Annotated in this window: 10 protein-coding genes; 6 read left to right on the top strand and 4 right to left on the bottom strand. The window is 60.4% G+C overall.

The annotated features are described in order from the left end of the window. Positions 1-94 precede the first annotated feature (94 nt). Both IPM54_28940 and IPM54_28945 read right to left on the bottom strand, forming a co-directional pair. On the bottom strand, positions 95-4,405 hold the full coding sequence (locus IPM54_28940; protein MBK9263817.1) for a protein kinase: 4,311 nt from the start codon (positions 4,403-4,405) through the stop codon (positions 95-97). Between the two features lie 32 nt (positions 4,406-4,437). Then, the gene (locus tag IPM54_28945; protein MBK9263818.1) at positions 4,438-5,298 is read right to left on the bottom strand and encodes a hypothetical protein; all 861 of its coding nucleotides are present in this window, start codon (positions 5,296-5,298) and stop codon (positions 4,438-4,440) included. Between the two features lie 382 nt (positions 5,299-5,680). Here IPM54_28945 and IPM54_28950 point away from each other — a divergent pair, with 382 nt between their 5' ends. The 3 genes from IPM54_28950 (at position 5,681) to IPM54_28960 (ending at position 13,659) form a co-directional block, all read left to right on the top strand. Beyond that, entirely contained in the window at positions 5,681-7,123 is a 1,443-nt protein-coding gene (locus tag IPM54_28950) for a serine/threonine protein kinase (GenBank protein ID MBK9263819.1), read from the top strand. 333 nt (positions 7,124-7,456) lie between these two features. Next, entirely contained in the window at positions 7,457-12,565 is a 5,109-nt protein-coding gene (locus IPM54_28955) for a metallophosphoesterase (protein MBK9263820.1), read from the top strand. 47 nt (positions 12,566-12,612) lie between these two features. After that, a complete protein-coding gene (locus IPM54_28960) occupies positions 12,613-13,659 on the top strand; it encodes a hypothetical protein (protein MBK9263821.1) in 1,047 nt (348 codons plus the stop codon). A gap of 36 nt (positions 13,660-13,695) precedes the next feature. Here the strand turns inward: IPM54_28960 and IPM54_28965 are convergent, their stop codons facing one another. Further along, positions 13,696-15,570, bottom strand: coding sequence for a hypothetical protein (locus tag IPM54_28965; protein ID MBK9263822.1), 1,875 nt, complete (start codon positions 15,568-15,570; stop codon positions 13,696-13,698). Positions 15,571-15,626: 56 nt separating this feature from the next. Here IPM54_28965 and IPM54_28970 point away from each other — a divergent pair, with 56 nt between their 5' ends. The 3 genes from IPM54_28970 (at position 15,627) to IPM54_28980 (ending at position 18,412) form a co-directional block, all read left to right on the top strand. Then, on the top strand, positions 15,627-16,118 hold the full coding sequence (locus tag IPM54_28970; protein ID MBK9263823.1) for a 6-carboxytetrahydropterin synthase: 492 nt from the start codon (positions 15,627-15,629) through the stop codon (positions 16,116-16,118). Between the two features lie 66 nt (positions 16,119-16,184). Then, positions 16,185-16,943, top strand: coding sequence for an SDR family oxidoreductase (locus IPM54_28975; protein ID MBK9263824.1), 759 nt, complete (start codon positions 16,185-16,187; stop codon positions 16,941-16,943). A gap of 71 nt (positions 16,944-17,014) precedes the next feature. Continuing rightward, on the top strand, positions 17,015-18,412 hold the full coding sequence (locus tag IPM54_28980) for a cytochrome P450 (protein ID MBK9263825.1): 1,398 nt from the start codon (positions 17,015-17,017) through the stop codon (positions 18,410-18,412). Positions 18,413-18,416: 4 nt separating this feature from the next. On the opposite strand, the gene IPM54_28985 is transcribed toward IPM54_28980, so the two are convergent. After that, a complete protein-coding gene (locus IPM54_28985; GenBank protein MBK9263826.1) occupies positions 18,417-18,926 on the bottom strand; it encodes a hypothetical protein in 510 nt (169 codons plus the stop codon). Positions 18,927-18,968 lie beyond the last annotated feature (42 nt).

Genomic DNA, 18,968 nt, shown 5'->3' on the forward strand with positions numbered 1-18,968 from the left:
CCCGTGAGAAAAAACCAGCAAGCCATTCGTCTTGGCTACGGCACCGACGCCGCGTCGACGGGTTCACTCGTCGAACCGATGCATCCATGACGCATCACGTCTCGTCGTTCGTCAGAGTGGCGAGGCGACGGAGAATGCGCTCTCGAAGGACATTGGGAATCTGGCCCGCAAGCGCAGCGGCTCGCTCGAAGTGGCGCCGAGCCGCGACCGTCCTGCCGCGTCGAGCTTCCGCCATGCCTCGCGCTTCGATCACTTCGATGCGCTCCTGCCCCACCGAATACCGCGCGCTCCTCGCCTCGAGCGCATCCCACGCAGCATCGTCGGCATCGCACGTTGCAAGCTCCACCATCGAGCACAAGACGTCGTCCGAGGGAGCCGTGAGCTGCGCGGCCCCTTCACCGCGTACGCGCTGAACGAGCGCCCGCGCATGGTCGATGTCGCCTCGATAAAGCGCAATGCGCGCTTCGAGGAGAATCGTCTCGGGGCGAAAGCCACCCGCAGCCCAGCGCTCGTTGATGCTGCGCGCACGCGCAACGTGTGGCGCTGCGTCATCGATACGATCCATCCAAAAAAGGAATTCGCCGAGGTTGTTGTGTCCAGAAAACTCGAGGAAGTACTGACCAAGCTCGCGCCCGAGCGCGATGACACGCTCGAAGTCGGCCGTCATGCCCATGGTGTCGCCTTGAAAGGCACGAAGAACTGCACGGCTGTTGATGGAGCTTCCCAGATGAAGCGCATCGCCGTGCGACTCGCATAGCGACACGGCTCGGTCGAGCACCCGTTCGGCGTTGGATAAGTTGGCGAGTCCCTGTTCGAGCCAGCCAAGCAGAAGCAGCGCGATCACCTGCGTCTCATACCCCTCCTCGCCCAATGCTGCGGCCTCGGCCGCAGCGCGCTCGAGCGCCACGACGGCTTCGTCGATGTTCGAGAACCGACAGCTCGAACGCCCGATCGCCAAATGCAAACGAGCCGAGAGCGCCGGCGTCGATCGTCCTTCTGCAAGTGCCTTGGCGGCGAGGACTTTGTCGCGGGAACGCACATGGTCGCCCATCCAATCGAGCGCCGTGGCTTCATCCAGCAAAATCTCCGCATGTTCGACGAAATCGTCCGAATCCGTTTGCTTGCGCGCCTCGGCGAAATCGAGCAGCGCGTCGTGATGACGACCGACGCGATACCGCATGAGCGCGCGACCGCGGTACGCGCTGCGTCGATGACCACGGTGAACGACTCCCGCCCCGGCCTGTTCGTCATCACGCGAGGCCATCGCGGAGCCGGGCGGCGCCGAACCCGGTTCGTCGCGTTGTGACGCGAGCGCCAACCGCGCGTCGGACTGTTCGACTGCAAGCGTGTAAAACCGTTCGGCATCGACGTACGCGTGACGAGCTCGAGCGGCTTCTGCGAGCCGAAAGTACGCATTCTCGGCGACGTCGAAGTGGCCCGCACGTGCGGCGTGATATGCGAGCTGCGGGAGGCGCAGTTCTTCGAAAGCGCCGTCCATGGTGTTGCGCACATCGCGATAATATTCGACGGCCGCGAGATGAATCTTGCGCCGCAGTTGTTCGGGAACACCGCGCACGATCGCTTCGCGCACCAACCCGTGGCGGAAACCCACGCGACCATGCCGCTGCTTTCGCAAAACGCCCGCCGCAAGCAGCCGATCGATGCCAATGCGCGCATCGAGAGGAAATTCGCCGGCATCACCCGAATTGTCCAACCTACGCAGAATCCCACGCAAAATGCCGGACACCTCTTCGGTGGTCACGTCTACACCCACGGTTGCAACGAGCCTCGCGTGCGCTCGTTCTGCGGGGGACAACGCGTCGATTTCACGGTGAGCGAGCCATTCGATGAGCGGAAGATCCGGCACTCGATCGATTTCGTCGGTTGCGAGGTAAAACCCTCGCGCGCCTTCGTAACGGCTGCGCACGATGTTCGCCTTCTTTAATCCGCGCACGAGCTCGACCATCAGGAGCGGAATGCCTTGCGTGCGTTCGACCAGCCGGCGCACGGCCGATTCCGGAACGTTTTCGGCAGGATGAAGCAGCGCTCGACACAGCGCCGCGGCGCTCGCAGCATCGAGCGGGTCGAGCTCTACGACCCCGCAATGTGCAGCGCGATCACCCCACGAAGGCCGCATTTCCCGAAAAGCCGGCCGCGCCATCGTGCACACGAACACCGGCGCTCGCGCCTCGGCAAGCGTTGCGTATTCGAGGATCGATAGGGTCGCGTCGTCGGCGTATTGCGCATCATCGAGAACCACGCAAAGCGGCGTGCGCTCGGCACGGCGCCGAAGCGCTTCACCACCAGCAACGGTTAGCGTCGCTCGGAGCGCGAACGGAGCGGCCTCGAGAGCCCTGAGCCCTGGAAACTCCGTCGTGTCTTCGGCGCGCGGCTCGATCCATCCAAGCGCCAATGCCAGCGCCGCTTCCGCTTCCGGACTGCTCGAAGCTCCCAGGCGATCACGCAACGTCGCACGACGCTGATCGAGTGGCACCATCGTCGGCAGCCCGAGCGCTCCGATCAGCAAATCTCGAACACAGTCACCACCACCCACGAGCGGCTCGCGCGCACGCAAATCGAGCACGACGACAGCAGGCACCAGCGAACGAAGGCGTTCGACGAGCAACCTGCGCAGGTGGCTCTTGCCATGGCCCGCTTCCCCGAACACGGCCATGATCGAGGGCGTCTGTTCACGCGTGGCACGAAACGCGCTCGCAGCGAGCGTTTCGAGCACGTCATCGCGCCCAACGAGCGGCGGACCGGCATACCCGAGCCGCGTCGTCGGGTCTTCCGTCATGGGAAAATCCTGTTCGGCAACGACCGGCGCGCCGTGCGGTTCCGACACGATGCGCAAGTCCGCTTCGCTGAGAACCGCCCGTGCCGCCGGCGAAAGAACGATCGGCGCATTTCCTGCAGGCAGCGGCGCACGATCCCCACGCACAAGTTGCGGGCTGAGCAAACGCTTGGACCCGTCTTGGCGCGTGGCGACCGACACCGTCGCCAAATCGACCCACACACGCTCGCAAATGCCCCGTTCAACCAAGTCTTGCGCTGCCCGCAACGAAAGCCGCGCTGGGTTTTCTGCGCCATCATGCCCAAAGGCGACGACATTCACGACGTTGCGCCCTCCAGCAGCACGCATCACGTAGCCCCCAATCGCCTCGATGCGCGAACGCAGCGCAATCGGATCGAGCGGCGAGGTGAAGTGCAAAAGGCTCACCGTGCGACGTTCGCTCGCAGCCGAAACGCCCGGTTTCGCAGCGCCAAGCGCGAGATCCGGCGATGGGTCCCGTGATTCCGCAGGCGGCTCGACAATCGCTGCACGCTCCGCATCGCCGCGTGCCGCCGTCACGACGTCGCGAGGTTCCTTCGCAGCCGACGCGGCAATCGCCGTGCCGATCGCCGCACGAAGAGCGTCCGCGGTCGCAAAGCGAGCCGGCGGGTCCTTTTCGAGGCACCGCAACACGACTTCTTCGAGCTCTACCGGGATCGGGAAAGTCGGACTTTTCGCCCCACCATCGACGCTCGACGCGCTCGCCCCGTAGCTCGCGTCGGCACTGGTCGACATACGCGCCGGCCGACGACTCAGATGCCCTTCCCGCACTGCAGCGGCAGGCCCCCAAAACGGCACGTGCCCCGTGAGCATCTCATATAGCATCACGCCGACGGCATAGATGTCGGCTCGAACATCGATGCCGCTTCGCCCTTCGCATTGCTCCGGAGACATGTATTCCAACGTGCCAGCCATCGTGGTTGGCGGGGTCGAACCGTAGTCTCGAATCGAGCTTGCGGACTGTCGCCGAGCGAGTCCCAAGTCGAGCACCGTCGCGTGGGCAAAGTTGTCCGAAAGCAGTACGTTTTCCGGCTTCATGTCACCGTGAACGTAACCCTTGGCGTGCACGGCCCCGAGAGATTCGAGCAGGACCGCAGCAATTCGGCACACGTTCGCCACGGAAAGCCGCGGTTTACGCGCCCCGAGGAGCTCGGCGAGAGGCGTGCCTTCGACGAGCTCCATCACGATGTACGGCGCCGACTGCGCCGATTCGCCAAATTCGATGACGGCTGGAACATGGGGCGGCCCAATGACCTCCAGGGTCCGCTGCTCGCGAACGAGCCGCCGCTGTGCGTCTAAGCTCGTCGCGTGAGCCACCTTGATGGCAACGCGCCGCTGCACCTTTCCGATGCTCGACGCCGCGTACACCGTTCCAAAACCACCACATCCGAGGACGCGATCGGTTCGGTAGCCTGAAAACTGCGGAAGAACATGACCATCGGGCTCGGGTGCCGCCGGAAATCCGGTCGATTCATCCAATGGCAGCTTGTGCGTGGGACACCCCTCCGAATCGATTCGCTGCCCGCATTGCGAACAGCGCGACACTTTCCGTCCCAAACGGTCTTCAGACATCGAGCAAGATTCCAGGCATCGTCAAGTTCATGTTAGTCGTGGAGATAGGTCGCCATGACGTACGTGGATTGTCCATTGGGCGAAAAGTTGTCGCCGGTCAAGCAGGCGGGGTAGATGCCGGCCGCAGACGAAGGGCTGCAGGCTTGGTTGCATGGGCCGACAATTTCGATCATCCCGCACCCGGACACTGTACCGTCATCTTCGAGATGCCCTGCTGCGCAATCGCGGAGCTGAGATCGGGAGTACACCACATTTTCAGGAACGTAGCAAGCGCGCAAATAGGGGTTCGGGCCGAATAGGTTGCCCCAGTAGGCGCCTTCTCGAACCTTGTAAACAGTGCCTTGACCGCTATTTGTCAACGACTGCGCGGAGCTTCCGCGCAAAGAGACATTCACGTGCTCGGCATACCAATTCGTCCGTGCTGCCAAACAAGCACTCACCATTTGCTGCTCGCGTACACTCAGCGCCGCTTCGCGCCAGTTCGGCGCAAATCCACCAATTCCTTTGTATTTTTCATTGCGCTCGACGCCGTGTGCGTCAATCCAGGTAAATTCGAATTGGTCCGCTTTGCCAAGCGCGCAACCGACGGCGTAGTACAAGAATTTGCGGAGCTGCGAGCCGTCGGGTCCAGTGAGCGTTTCCGCCGTCTTGGGCGACATGCCGACGATCGACAATGGGTACAGCCCGAGGTCGTTCGGCACGAGCGCCGCGGGGTCGAGTGAGTTCGGTATAACAACGGAGCCCGAGGAAGCGTCTGCCGTACCCCGGAATGAGGAATCGGGTGCCCGCACGGCCGACACGGATCCCGCTGAATGACCACCACCACATCCGACGATAGACAGGGCCGAAACCAACACGAACGGAAACGAAACGAGTTTGGACTTCTTGAACATGTTGCCCCCCCAGGCCGAAACTACGCAGATACGATAGCGCGAAATCAGGAGTAAGCACACGATCAGTCGTTCTTGGAGTACGGGCGTTGCACTTTCCACTCGTGATACATAACCGACGATAGAACGTGTCCAAGCCATCGTGACATCGGGGATTACCCGATCGTGCAATTCGGAACGGCCCCGACGCACAACCAGGAAGAAACCGAACGATTTTGAGAGCCTTGCCGTGAAAGTCTGGGGGTTCCATCCGCTTCTGAAGAAGATGAAAAATAGGTTGCTTTCTTAGCCAGTCTCGGACCATACCCACATGTGGGGATCGACATCGATCATCCCGCAGTGGTATCGACGGGTCATGGCCTTTCACGATGGGGGTAGTCAAGAAATGGAACGATTGGAGGAATCGAGCGGCAGTGGAGGACGCGACGAACACCTCGATGAGCCACGCGAGGACAAACCCTTGCCTCCAGACACCGTGATTGGTGGCTACGTCGTCGAGCGCCGCATCGCCCGCGGCGGCTGCGGGTCCGTCTATCTTGCTCGCCATGCCGAGAGCAACGAGCAGGTGGCGGTCAAAATTCTGCATCCGACGCTCGCCCCAATGCCAAAGATGATCAGCCGCTTCATACGCGAAGTGGAGCTCTTGCGACGCCTTCGTCATCCGCACATCGTCGAGATTCGCGAAGTGGGATCGCTCGAGGACGGCACGCCATTTTTTGCAATGGACTACCTCCCCGGCGTGACGCTCGATGCGCTGCTCGCCGCTCGAGGACGTTTGTCGCCAGAAGAAGCGCTCGCGATCATGGAGCCCATATGCGCAGCCCTCGGCGCTGCCCATGCCGCCGGCATCGTGCACCGCGACGTGAAAGCCAGCAATGTGATGGTCATGGACGGCCCGAGCGGTGACGTCAAGCTTCTCGATTTCGGAATCGCCAAGCTCGTCGAACCATCGTCGTCCGGCACGGGCCTCACGTCCGTCAATCGTCAAATCGGTACCCTCACGATCATGGCCCCCGAGCAGCTTTTGTGCGCACCGGTGGACGCTCGCACGGACGTGTATGCACTCGGCGCCCTTCTTTATCGCTTGCTGACTGGACGATTGCCATTCGAATCGTCCTGGCCGGGGGAGCTCGTGCGAAAACACTTGGAAGAACCCGCGCCGCGCCCGAGCGAAAGAGCGCCATTGTCCCGCGAGCTCGATGCGGTGGTATTGAAATGCCTCGAAAAACGCCCCGAACGTCGTTACGAGTCGGTGCATGCGCTCATGCGCGCCTTGCGCCACGCCATTTCCGCAGGAACGGGACGATCGCTCTTCGCTGAAACGCCTCGATTTGCCATTGGACTTTATGTGGAATTGCGCCTGCGGGCCGACGCCGAAGACGACGCCGACAATCTAGCCGCCGAAATCGAGCGAGTTCTCTCCATGGCCGAAGAACGGCTTCGCGACAATTCGTTTCTGCTTTGCACGAGCACGAGTGCCGAGGTGCTGGGAATTCGGCTACTATCGCGCGATCCATCGACATGGCCGGCCGGACGAAATGCTGCATTACGATTTGCACTGGATTTTCACGACGAGCTCGTGCACCGCCCGAATGGCGATCCGCGCGTGCACGTGAACGTTTCGATTCATGCTGGTGAAATTATGGTGCGCGATAGAATGGATGGCGAAGCAGAAATTTCCGGGGGACAATTGTCCCGCACCGGTGATTGGGCGGCAGCAGAAGAGGCGCCGGCATTATGCGCTACATGGGAAATCCTCGACGGTCTCGACGATTTCGAAGCTGCACCGGGACCCGACCCGCTCGTATTGGTCAGCCGACAGCATTGATGACCCGCATTTGACGCCGCACCTCCTGACCCCTCGAGCGCCAACTCGGGCGCAAATCAATACAAAGAATTCAACGCGAATCCGGTCGAGGCGACGCCTTCGGGCTCGTGAATGCGCGATACAATTCGATTTACACGACGCACCATTTTATGCTTTACAATGGTTTTTCATGCCAATAACATAATAATGGATTGTCGTGCCAACCTAATATGATGACGCGCCACAGGCCGGCTACGCGACGCGTCAAAAATCCGCCGAAATTTCGCCAAAATTCACGAAAATTCACCCCAAGACCCGAGGAGCACGATAACATCCGCGCCGGAGCTCCCAAACATGTCCGGATTCGGCTGGCTGCACCTCACCGACCTCCACGTCCGCTTCCACGGCACCCTGTGGCAACGCCCACGATTCCGCGAAGAACTCGAACGCGACATCACCCAAGTCATCGAAAAGACTGGTAGCATCGATGTCATCGTGATCACGGGCGACCTGGCCCTCCTCGGCCTCGAAGCCGAGTTTGAAATGGTCACCGAAGGACTCGGCTCGTTCTGCGACTTCATCGAAAAACTAGGGCAACGCCCCACCGTGCTCGCCGTCCCAGGAAACCACGACCTCGTCCGGACATCTCCAGCCGCAGCCGCGGACCCCGCATTGTGGGAAACCGACTCGAATGCCCGAAATGCGTTCTTTTCCGATGCCGCGCATCCCCTGCGCGCCACCGTCGCCACCGCATTCACTCCGTTTTCTCGCTGGCTCGCGAGATTCCGCGAAAGATACCCGCGCGGACCCAACGTGACCGTACATCCGGGCCTGCTTCCCGGTGATTTCGTTGCCACGCTGCAAAAAAACGATAGGCGCTATGCCATCGCTGGACTCAATACAGCGTTTCTCGAGCTTGCGGGACACCACGCTTTTGGGGCGCTCGACATCGACCCACGACAACTGGTCACATCCGCCGGAACGCTCGACGAATTCATAGGTGACCACGACGCGGCGCTGCTTCTGACGCATCATCCACCCAATGCGCTCTCGGCGGCAGCGCGCGAACGCTTGACGAAAACCATTGCGCCTCGAGGACGCTTTGCATTGCATTTGGCAGGAAGCCTGCGCGGGTCACCGCCGCCACTCGATGCCGCGCACGGAGCGCTTTTCGTGGGGCACCCCTTCTCGGGATCCATCGATGGCGACGCAAAGCGCGGATATGCCGCGGGACGCATTGAAATCAATGAAAGCGGAGAAGCCGTCCTCGTATCCATATGGCCTCGCGTTTTGTCATTCGCGCGGCGTGAACCTTGTTTCGGACCCGATATGTCGTGGCCCCTCGGCCCATTCGAATCCATGACGCGCACGATGCCGCTCGGTCACGCACGCAAAATCGTGGAAGGAGTCGGGCATTTTCCCGCCGCAGTCACTCCCAAAAGCCAATACCTGAGCTTGCTCGAAACCGTAGCCGCTGAAACGATACCGCCTCCACCTTCGATTCCCGACGAAGCAATTGGTGGTCCTCCAGGCGGCTTTTATCCATTCGAAAGTCCCGCCGAAAAAAAGGCCGAAGCTCGAAAACGTGCGGATGATTCGGACGATCCACCGACGGCGCCGGTCCCCACCGGATCCATCGATCCTCATTCGATTCATCGGCATCCGCTCCGCGTCCGAGTGGACGTTCGGGATGCCAAACCTCATGCATCTGCTACCCGAGCTGCAGCGGCGCCTGCGCCCGCCCCTTCGCCGCCGCAGCGCGCTGCCGCTCCCTCGGACGAACCCGTCATTGCGAAAACGCTTCCTTCGGGCGGCATGTCGCAACCTCCAGCGCAAGCGTCCGAGCCCGCGACGCTCCGATTTGCGCCCGGAATGTCGTTTGCCGGCGTGGTCCATACCGGCGTATTTCCAGCCAGGCGCGCCGTTTTTTCGCCTTCCGGCAACGTCCTCGTTTTCATGTACGCCGACGGTTTCCTCAATACGTGGAACGTCGATTCCAAGTCGCGCGAATGGTCGGCGAGCCTCGATCAACGAGATTGTTTCGATATCTGCTTTTCGCCCGATGGTGCCTTCATCGCCCTTCGCTCCCCGGACAAACTCTTTGTCGTCGATGCAAATGCGGGCACGCTTCTCCGCCAAACGTCGCTCGGAGGCCGAGATTCCGGGGGGCTCGCGTGGTCGCCCGGGGGAATCATCGCGACAGGTGAACCCGACGGCAAAATCCTATTTTTCGACGCTGACGACCTGGCGCCTGTCGGGCATCTCGATCACGGCTTTTGCCCCGATGGAATCTTCGCGCTCGAATTTTCGCCCGATGGCAATTGGCTCGTTTCCGGCGGTGGCGGCGAAGGATTCGTCGCAATCTCGACGGTGCCAGCCGGCGCATTGCCCGACCGCGGCTTTACGCAAGCAAGCCCCTATCATCGCGGCCCCGTGCTCGATTTTGCTTTCCGCCCCCATTTCGCTCAAGTCGCATCGGCATCGAACGACGGGACCATTGCCATTTGGAGCCTCGAAAATGGCGCTCTCGTCGCACGTCTCGAAGGCCACATCGCAGCCGTTTTGCACGTCGCATTTTCGTTCGACGGAAGGCTGCTCGTGTCGCGATCGCGCGATGGCACGGTGATTCTCTGGAGCGCCGATACGTGGGAGCTCGTCCTGCGCATTCACAACTTCCAAGCTCAAGCGCCCAATCCCATTTTTTCCCCGCGCGCCAATGTCCTCGTATTGCCGGGCGCCAATGGTATCGGCGTCGAGCTCATCCACCTCGACATCGACGAGCTGCTCGACAGGCCTCCGACCGAAAAAACCATGCACACGACGACTGCCAAAGTCGTTTTGCTTGGCGAGGGGCGCGCGGGAAAAAGCTGCCTCGCCATGCGCCTTGCCGAAGATCGTTATCTCGAACAACCCTCGACGCACGGAATGCGCTTTTGGACCATTTCGGGCGATCGCGTTTCTTCGGGGTCGGGCGCCGCAATCAGCCATCGTCGCGAGCTCGTCGTATGGGACCTCGGAGGCCAGGACGAATACCGCCTCGTGCATCCGCTCTTTTTGGCGGACACGCAATTGGCCGTTTTGGTATTCGAGCCGGGGCGCGGCAGTGCTGCGGAATCGGAAGTGGCTTCGTGGAACGACCACCTGCTCGACGATGACGATCGCTGCGAGCCTCCGCGTCGTATTCTCGTCGGAACCAAAGTCGACGACGAGCACGCGCCCGAGGATCTCGAGGCGATCGAGCGGCTTCGCGTGCGTACCGGCGCGCTCACGTACGTATCGACGAGCGCCCGGCAGGGTCACGGCATGGCGCAATTGCGACAAACCATCGTGGGCAGCATCGATTGGACCATCGTCGGGCCAACGAGCCGTCCCGTGGTATTCGAGCGAATTCGCGGATACATCGACCGAGCGCGAAAAAGCGGCCGCGTGATCTTGCCGCTCGCCGAAATCGAAACCGACATGCGTCTCGCAAACGACGACGACGTCGACGGCACGACGATCCTCGCCGTTGCTTCGCAACTTGCTCGCCAAGGACTCGTCGCATTGATACGTTTGTCGGATGGAACGCGAGCGCTCGTTCTGCACGTCGAGCAGATCGCGCGTTATGCGGGATCGCTGGTGCTTTTGGCTCGTCAGAGCCCTCACGGCGTCCCGGCGCTCGAAATCGCATCTCTGCTCGGCCCGACAGCGCGTTTTCCCCGCATCCCCGCGGGCGAACGATTGCGCAAGGATCAAGAGCTCGGCGTGCTCGATGGTGTCATGGCGTTGCTCATCGAACAAGGAATTTCGTTTTTGCACGAGGGATTGTTGGTATTTCCGGCGCTGTTTCCATCGGGGAAAGTGGTCGATGGGAACGACCGCGCGCTTTCGCCGGCCATTCGCTATGAAATGAGTCGTCCGGCCGCGATGGTGTACGCATCGGCGGTCGCAGCCATTGCATTGTCTCGACGATTCGGACCCGCCCGGCTCGGTGCGGGACGGGCGGATTTCGGTCGACCCGGTGAAGGATTGTGCCGGCTGTCCATTGAAACCGAACCCTCGGGCCGAGCGCGTGGGGCGCTGGCGCTTGCGTTTTCCATGGATACGCCCGACGACGTGCGGAGACTCTTTGCGGCATTTCTCGAAGATCATCTGCGTCAGCGCGGCGTTCAATTCTTCGAAAAAATGGCCATTCGCTGCGCATGTGGGCATGTCTTTTCGCCCGATGTCGTCGAACGGCGGCTCGTGGCGGGTCATTCCGACGTGGGCTGCCCCGAATGCGATACGCGCACGCCGCTCGTGCCCCGACAAACCTCGGAAGGAGCGCTCGATGCGCCCATTTTTGCTCTGCGTCGCGCCAGTGAACAGCGCCGAGATGCGAGCGTGCACGAGGTGCAGATGACGATGACGACGGCGCGCATATCGGAAAAGGCACCGCAATCGCCCATTCGTATTCTGCATCTATCGGATTTGCACGTCACGGCATCGTCCGATCCCGAAGTGCTTTTGCGGCCACTCTTGACGGATTTGCGTGATCGCCACGAAGGTTTGTCCCTCGAAAAACTGGACTTTCTGGTCGTTTCCGGAGACATCACGAATCGCGCGTCCCCCGACGAGCTCGAGAAAGCGCAGGCGCTCGTGTCCCAGCTCGCGCGTGAAATGGGTTTGTCCGTTGGGCGGTGTTTGATCGTTCCTGGCAATCACGACCTCGATTGGGAATGCCAGGTGTACGATTTCAAGAACAAGCGGCACGTGGACGAACGCAAGCTCGGCGCGGGAAGTTTCGTGCGTCAACCGAATGGTTTCCTCGTGCGCGACGACGCGAAGTATCCAGAACGATTTCGCAACTTTTCACATCACTTCTACCATCCATTGCTGCTCGCCGAATATCCCCTGGAGCCCGAAGCGCAAGGGATATCGACATTGTTTGCGGCGGAAAGGATTCAGTTTTTCCTGTTCAATTCGTCTTGGCAAGTCGACGAATACCATTCGGACAGGGCTGGCCTCTGTCCCGGCGCCGTTTCTCGGGCGCTCGATGCAGGTGATCGTCAAATTCGCGACGCCCGCGTGCGAGGTGACCTTCCGACGGATGCGCACGTATTGCGGCTGGCCGTTTTTCATCATCCCGTCACGGGCAACGAAAAAATCGTGGACGTTGCGTTTTTGGAGCAGTTCCGTCGCGCCGACGTGCGCGCGATTTTTCATGGCCACGTCCACGAAGAGCGAGTGGCCATCGAAGGGCACATATCGCCATTTCGGCATTTGCACGTCGTTGGAGCCGGCAGTTTCGGAGCACCAGGCTCGCACCGGCCCGAATCCGTACCGCGGCTGTACAACTTGATAAGCATATCGCGGGACATGCAGCAAATGCGTGTGGATACACGTTGTTTGCGCAAGCCGACCGGCGCATGGGAGGCGTTTGCCGTTTGGCCCGGGGACAAACCGGGAGAGAAACGATCGTATTATGAAGTGACACTAAAATGATTCGCTGGTTCGTTCCGTCCTTTCAACCCAACCGCACGAGGTAGGTCATGCACGCAATCGAGCTTCGCTGGTACGTCCCCATTTTCGCCATTTGCGCATTGTCCGTGTCGAGTTGCCGGCGTAGTCTACCGGCCGATGATTGCATCGAAAATCCTCCCACGGGTCCGGGGCAATCCGTATGCACCGTACCCGGCTTCGACGACCGCGATTTCATTTTGCATCTGCCCCAAAACTTCAATGGCACGACGCCGCTTCCGGTCATCTTCGCGCTCCACGGCGGCGGGGGTCGTAAAGAAGGATTCGGGCCAATGACGTGCGAAGAGGGCGACGAATCGAAGCCATCGTGTCTAGCGAACGTCGCAACCGAACGCGGCTTCGTCCTCGTCATGCCCGACGGCACCGAAAGCAAGCTGAATCTGCGCACGTGGGGCGGCACAGAAAAGTCGAGTGGATCCGTATGTGTACACGCGTGCGAAGAAAATGTCGACGACATCGCCTATTTCCGGACGCTCCTCGATCACGTCGCCAAAATCGTTCCGCTCGATACGAAACGCATTTTCTTCACGGGCTTTTCGAATGGCGGGGAAATGAGCCACCGCATTGCTTGCGAACTATCCGATCGCGTGGCCGCCATTGCCCCCGTGGGCGGAGCCAACATGATTGCCGTAACGGGGACGTGCACGCCGTCGCGTCCTGTTCCCGTGCTGCAAATCCATGGCAAATCGGATCCGTGCTGGCCGCTGGACGGCGGGATGGGAACTTGTCCCGGCCAGCCCGAAGGAGCTTATTCTTCGGTCACCGAATCGATCATTGGCACGACGGAAAAACCCGGTTGGGCGATTCGGAACGGGTGCTCGGTGGACATGCCCGCGATCACCATGCTTCCCGATTCTGCTTCGGATGGCACGACGGCTGAAAATCAGGTATTTGCCGGCTGCCAAGCCGACGTCCATTTCGTCACCGTCACGAATGGAGGTCACACGTGGCCGGGTGGCGACCAATACCTCGATGCCGACACGGTCGGGTTGGTATCTCGAGATTTCAGTGCGAGCGAGATGATAGCGGACTTTTTCGAGGCGCATCCGCTGCCGTGACGGTGAAAAGGGGCGCATTACGGCGCGCCCCGCGGGTCACTTCTCCACACATGCGCGCGTGGCAAACCAATCGAGAATGCTACGCATCGTGGGCTCGTAGCCGAAGTCCGGTGCCGACCGATCCGACGTTTGCGCCGCGCAGGCCGACCCCACGGCGGCTTGCGAACCAAGGCCCTGCAGGACGCTCAACTGGCGCAAGCCTGGCAAGGCGCGAGCTCGCACCTGAAGGGTTCGTCCCGAGCCGTCGGGATTTTCTGCGCAAAGCGGGTTGTCGTTGTTGGGGTCGACGCATTCGCAGTTTCCTTCCTTGCAATTGCGATGAAACTGCTCGGGCAGGTCGAAAATGCACGCGTATTGGAGGTCATCGGTGACGGTGTATTCATTGCCGTTGATGGAATTGCCGAGCGGCATCATCGGCGACGCGAGCGTGACGCCCGTAATGGGACTGGTCCCCCAACGTGGTTTGACCGATTCGTTCATCAGCGGATCCTTCGGCGCAACGAATGCCGCCGGATTGCCCGTGATGACCTCCCACACCGTGGCATAACCTCCGGCGGGCAACATCATTTCCTTCCAGTCCTTGTAACCTTTCTTGGCGTCTTTCGGGTCGCGGGCAATGTTTTGCCAGGGAACGCCGAGAATGCCTGCAACGAGCACCTGCGACGGCTCTCGCACCGTATTTTTGTCGTCGGACGGGTCGAGGTCCGTGAAAATGGGATTCGGCACGAGCTCCCCTGCGCGATTCGTGACCGTCGACTTCGTGAACGCTTGCGTGTATCGATCGACCGGATAAAGGAAATCGATACCGAATCGCCGTTTTTGGTCCCAGCACCGCAAATTGATCTTGTCTTCGGCTTCGTCGTACAGCGCGGGACCGGCAGGATCGCCGCACGAGGGGTCCGCGGGACAAGCACCGGGCGCTTGGCCGCACGATTTGCAGCACGGATCGGCGGGGTTCGTCGCGCATTCTTGCCGAGCGCGCGGCATGCGGAACGCAGTGCCGTTCGGGGCGCGCAGTTGATTGACCAGGAAAAACTGCCCATATTCCTTCGTGGAGCAATCGTTTTCGTCGCTCGTCATGAGCACGATGAGGTGCGAATCGGGGCGCAAGAAGTCTTTGCGCTGGCTGAGCAGCGCGGCGTCGACGCCTTGAGGAATCGCTTTGAAGTCGACAATCGCGATATTTTCATGAGGTTCCGGGTCGGCCAGGAATCGATACACGCTTTCGAGCTGTGATTCATACCCGCATCCGATGTCCCCCACGCCCTTGATCATTTCTTTCAATGTGGGAACGAGGCCCTTGCCCGCGCCGTCGTCGAGCGTCGCTTCGCCAGGCGGCGAGAGCGTTTGCTGCGGATCCCAGGCAAGAAATGATTTGTTGGCATACGTGGGAATGGTTTCCGTCGTGCACACGTTTTTTCGCGACAGAAGATGCCCGCGGTCGTTGTTCGACGTATTGATTGCACCGGGACACGATTGCATATCCATGTCGGGACACGAATCCGATCCGTGCCCTCCGAGGCTCGAGCTGACGACGCCGATGTGAATATCGGTCTGAGGCGGGAAAGCTCGCACCAAACCCGCGGGACATGCGCTGTCGGGATCGGCTGGTTGCGATGATGGCGCTACCCCGTTCGGGTCGATGCAAAGCGGATTGGTGAGACCTTGGAGCAAGCTTGGAATGGCTTCGGCGAGAAACGATTGCTTGTGCACCATGCCGCGCGAATTGTCGACGGCGATCACGAGATCGATACGCGAAGAATCGCAAGCGCCAGATCCACCCCCTGAACCGCCTCCGCCCCCTGCGCCCGTCGACGATGACCCGAAGACGAGGTCCGTGTCGGGTCCGCAACCCCCGATGCCAGGAAGGAAAAGCGAACAAAGTAGCCCAAAAGTAGCGTAGTGTCTCATGGTGCTATTGAGCCTGCGCGGCGGCGTGGCGTCAAGGGCCGAACGACCGCCAGGCGATGATGAGGTTGACGCACGAGCCTGCGCGCGGTATTGCGCTCGCGAGGCTCGCGCCATCGCGACGTCCCACGAGGTTCGGCGAACGCATGTTTCGAGTGACGGAAGAAGTTCGATTTTGTTACGGCCACAGGCTCATGGACTACGTAGGACCATGCGCACGAATCCATGGCCACAATGCCCGCGTGGAGATTGAAGTTTCGACGCCCGAGCTCGATGCGAAGGGATTCGTGGTCGACTTTTTCGACATCGAAAAAGCCGGCAAGGCGTGGATCCTGGCCGAGCTCGACCACCGATTGTTATTGCGACGCGACGATCCAGTCATTCCCTATCTCGACCAAGCGAACGAAACGTACGTGGCGCTCGACGTGAATCCGAGCGCGGAAAACCTTGCCAAGCTCATTTTCGACCGTTTGCGATCTCAGGGAATTCCTGTTACGGCTGTTCGGTTCTACGAAACCGAAACGGCGATAGCAACGTATGACGAACGGTAGCAGCCCGTGGAAGTATCGTCGCGCAGCAGGTGATTCCACAGGCTGCCAACCTGTCGGAGATGCACGATGAGCAAGTCGGTCCTCGTGACAGGTGGCGGCAAGCGCATTGGACGTGCCATTGCCATGGCGCTCGGCCAGGATGGGTGGAATGTCGCAATACATTATCACTCGTCACGCAAAGATGCGGAATCGACGGCGGAAGCCATTGCGGCTTTCGGCGGGCGAGCGGCCGTCGTCGGGGCTGATTTGATGCGCGAATCGGAGACCGAGACGCTGGTCGAACGAGCCGAAGAGCTCGTCGGGCCGCTCGAAGCGCTCGTCAACAACGCCGCGGTATTCGAACGCGATACCGTGGAAACGGTCACGCGCGAAAGCTGGGATTTGCACATCGAGACGAATCTGCGCGCGCCGTTCGTTTTGATGCAATCGTTCGCTCGGCGGCTGCCCGAGGGGGCGGAGGGCAGCATCGTGAATTTGCTCGATCAGCGCGTATGGAACATGGGGCCGACGTTCACGTCGTACACCGTGAGCAAAATGGGATTATGGGCCCTCACGCAATCGCTTGCAATCGCCCTCGCTCCTCGTATTCGTGTCAATGCGGTCGGCCCCGGGCCGACACTGCCGAGCAGTCGGCAAACGCCCGAGCAATTTGCGGCGCAATGCGATCGAGTTCCCCTACGTCATGGCGCAACGCCCGAGGACGTCGCTGATGCCGTACGTTATTTACTCGGTGCTCGCTCCGTCACGGGGCAGATGATCGCGGTCGACGGCGGCGAGCATTTGGGGCATACCCGACGCGCAGGTAGCGAACCACCACCAGAATAAGAACGTGCCTCGAAAGCGGGTGTAGGATTATGATGTTGCCCGACGTCCCGATAGTCCCCGGTGGAAATTGGTTGGGGCATGCTCACCTGCTGGAAGGCGACAATCGTATCCCGTTTCTGAAACGAGTCGCCGGCATGGGCGACATGATGCAAATCCGCGTCGGAATACGCTCGGGATGCGTGGTGAGCTCGCCTGCACTGATCCATGAAATCCTCGTCGAAAAAGGTCGTAAGTTCGAAAAATCGCCTGGTGCGCGTATATTGTTGAACGACTTGGCGGGTCAGGGCTTGTTCACGAGCGTGGGGGATTTGTGGCAGCGGCAAAGGCGTCTGCTTTCGCCATTGTTTCATCATGCCGAATTGGCGGGCTACGTCAAAGCGATGAACGAGGAGGCACTTGCCGCACGGCAGCGCATGAAAGACGGCGCGAGAATCGATTTGTCGCATGAAATGATGCGCATCACCATGGGGGTCGTCGGACGAACATTGTTTGGCACACAAAGCGTCGACGAAGCCGATCGCATTGGCGAAGCGCTCACCGTCATGCTCGGCTGGGCCAATCAGTTCATCGGCTCGCCCCTCTTGGGCTTGCAAATCGCCGCATTCGAACAGTTCGAATCGTTCAAAGGCAAAGTACCCGAAAGGCTCGAACCGTTTCGTCGGCGTGCGCAGGATGCGCTGCTCGAACCAGTTTTTCTTCCCAAACGTCGTTCGCCCGAGGTCGTCCGGGCAATGGATGTCATCGATACGTATACGAATAAGATGATCGACGAGCGCCGCGCCAGTCCCACCCAAAGAAAAGATCTTTTGACTCGGTTATTGCTCGCCCGAGACGGAGAGCTCGGGGGCGAGGGCATGAGTGACAAGCAGGTGCGTGACGAGGCCAATACGTTGTTCGTTGCCGGGCACGAAACGACCGCATCGGCGCTTTCGTGGGCATTTTATTTGTTGTCGAAATACCCGGAAGCTCGAGCACGCGTACAAGCCGAAGCTGATTCGTTTGGACCCGAAGGACCCACCAAGTACGACCCGGAAAAACTCAGCTATACGTCACGCGTATTCAAAGAAGCGCTGCGGATGTATCCACCGGTCATTACGATCGTTCGTCGGAGTCGCGAAGAAGTCGAAATTGGGGGACGCGTCATTCCACCCCATCACCTTTTTTTCATCAACATCGTGGGCGTGCATTACCGGCCGGACATTTACCCCGATCCCAATCGATTCGATCCGGATCGTTTCCTGCCGGAGGTCGAAGCCAAGCGTCCAAGATCCGCGTGGATTCCCTTCAGCATTGGGCCGAGGGTATGCATTGGAAACTTTTTTGCGCTCATGGAAGGCGCGGTCGTGCTCGCGACGCTCATGCGCGGGCTACGCTTCGACGTGGAGCCTCGCACGATCATGCCCGAATCGTTTTTGACACTGCGGCCCAAAGGCGGCGTTTGGGCGAAGGTGCATCGAGCGGAGGCCTAAAGCCTCAAACCGCAGCTGCAACCTCGGCTTTACGCCCGCGCGGCACATTCTTGGGCGCGCGACGATCGCGCAACGCAGTCATGGCCACTTCGGGACCGACGTTGTCGACGAACGCGCGCGCTGCGGCAAACACGGACCAATCCCGTTCACGCAACGTGATCGCGTACGGGCCTTTGTCGTCGATGTTGCCTTCGTCGTACGCCTGAAACGCTTCGACGATGCGACCGTCACCCGTTCGCGTGCACGCGAATCGAACCGGTTCGTTGCCTTGAGATATTCGGCCCGCGCAGAACGTGTCCGTCGCGAGCCACGCGCCTTCGAGCAGCGCCGCACACACGCGCGAAATCACTTCGAAACGTGGATCGACCGCGCGCGCTTCGTCTTGTGCAACGTCTGCGAACAGCGCATCGATTTCGACTTTGTTGATCTGGCCCCACCGCTTCGACGACTTATCTCGACCGCGGCGGGGCTTACGCTGCCCCTCGGTCGTACTACCTTCGCTTTGGGATCGCATCGTTTGGCCTGAATGCTCCACTCGACTGCCAGAAGGTCGCAG

Source organism: Polyangiaceae bacterium (assembly GCA_016715885.1).
GTDB lineage: Bacteria > Myxococcota_A > Polyangia > Polyangiales > Polyangiaceae > Polyangium.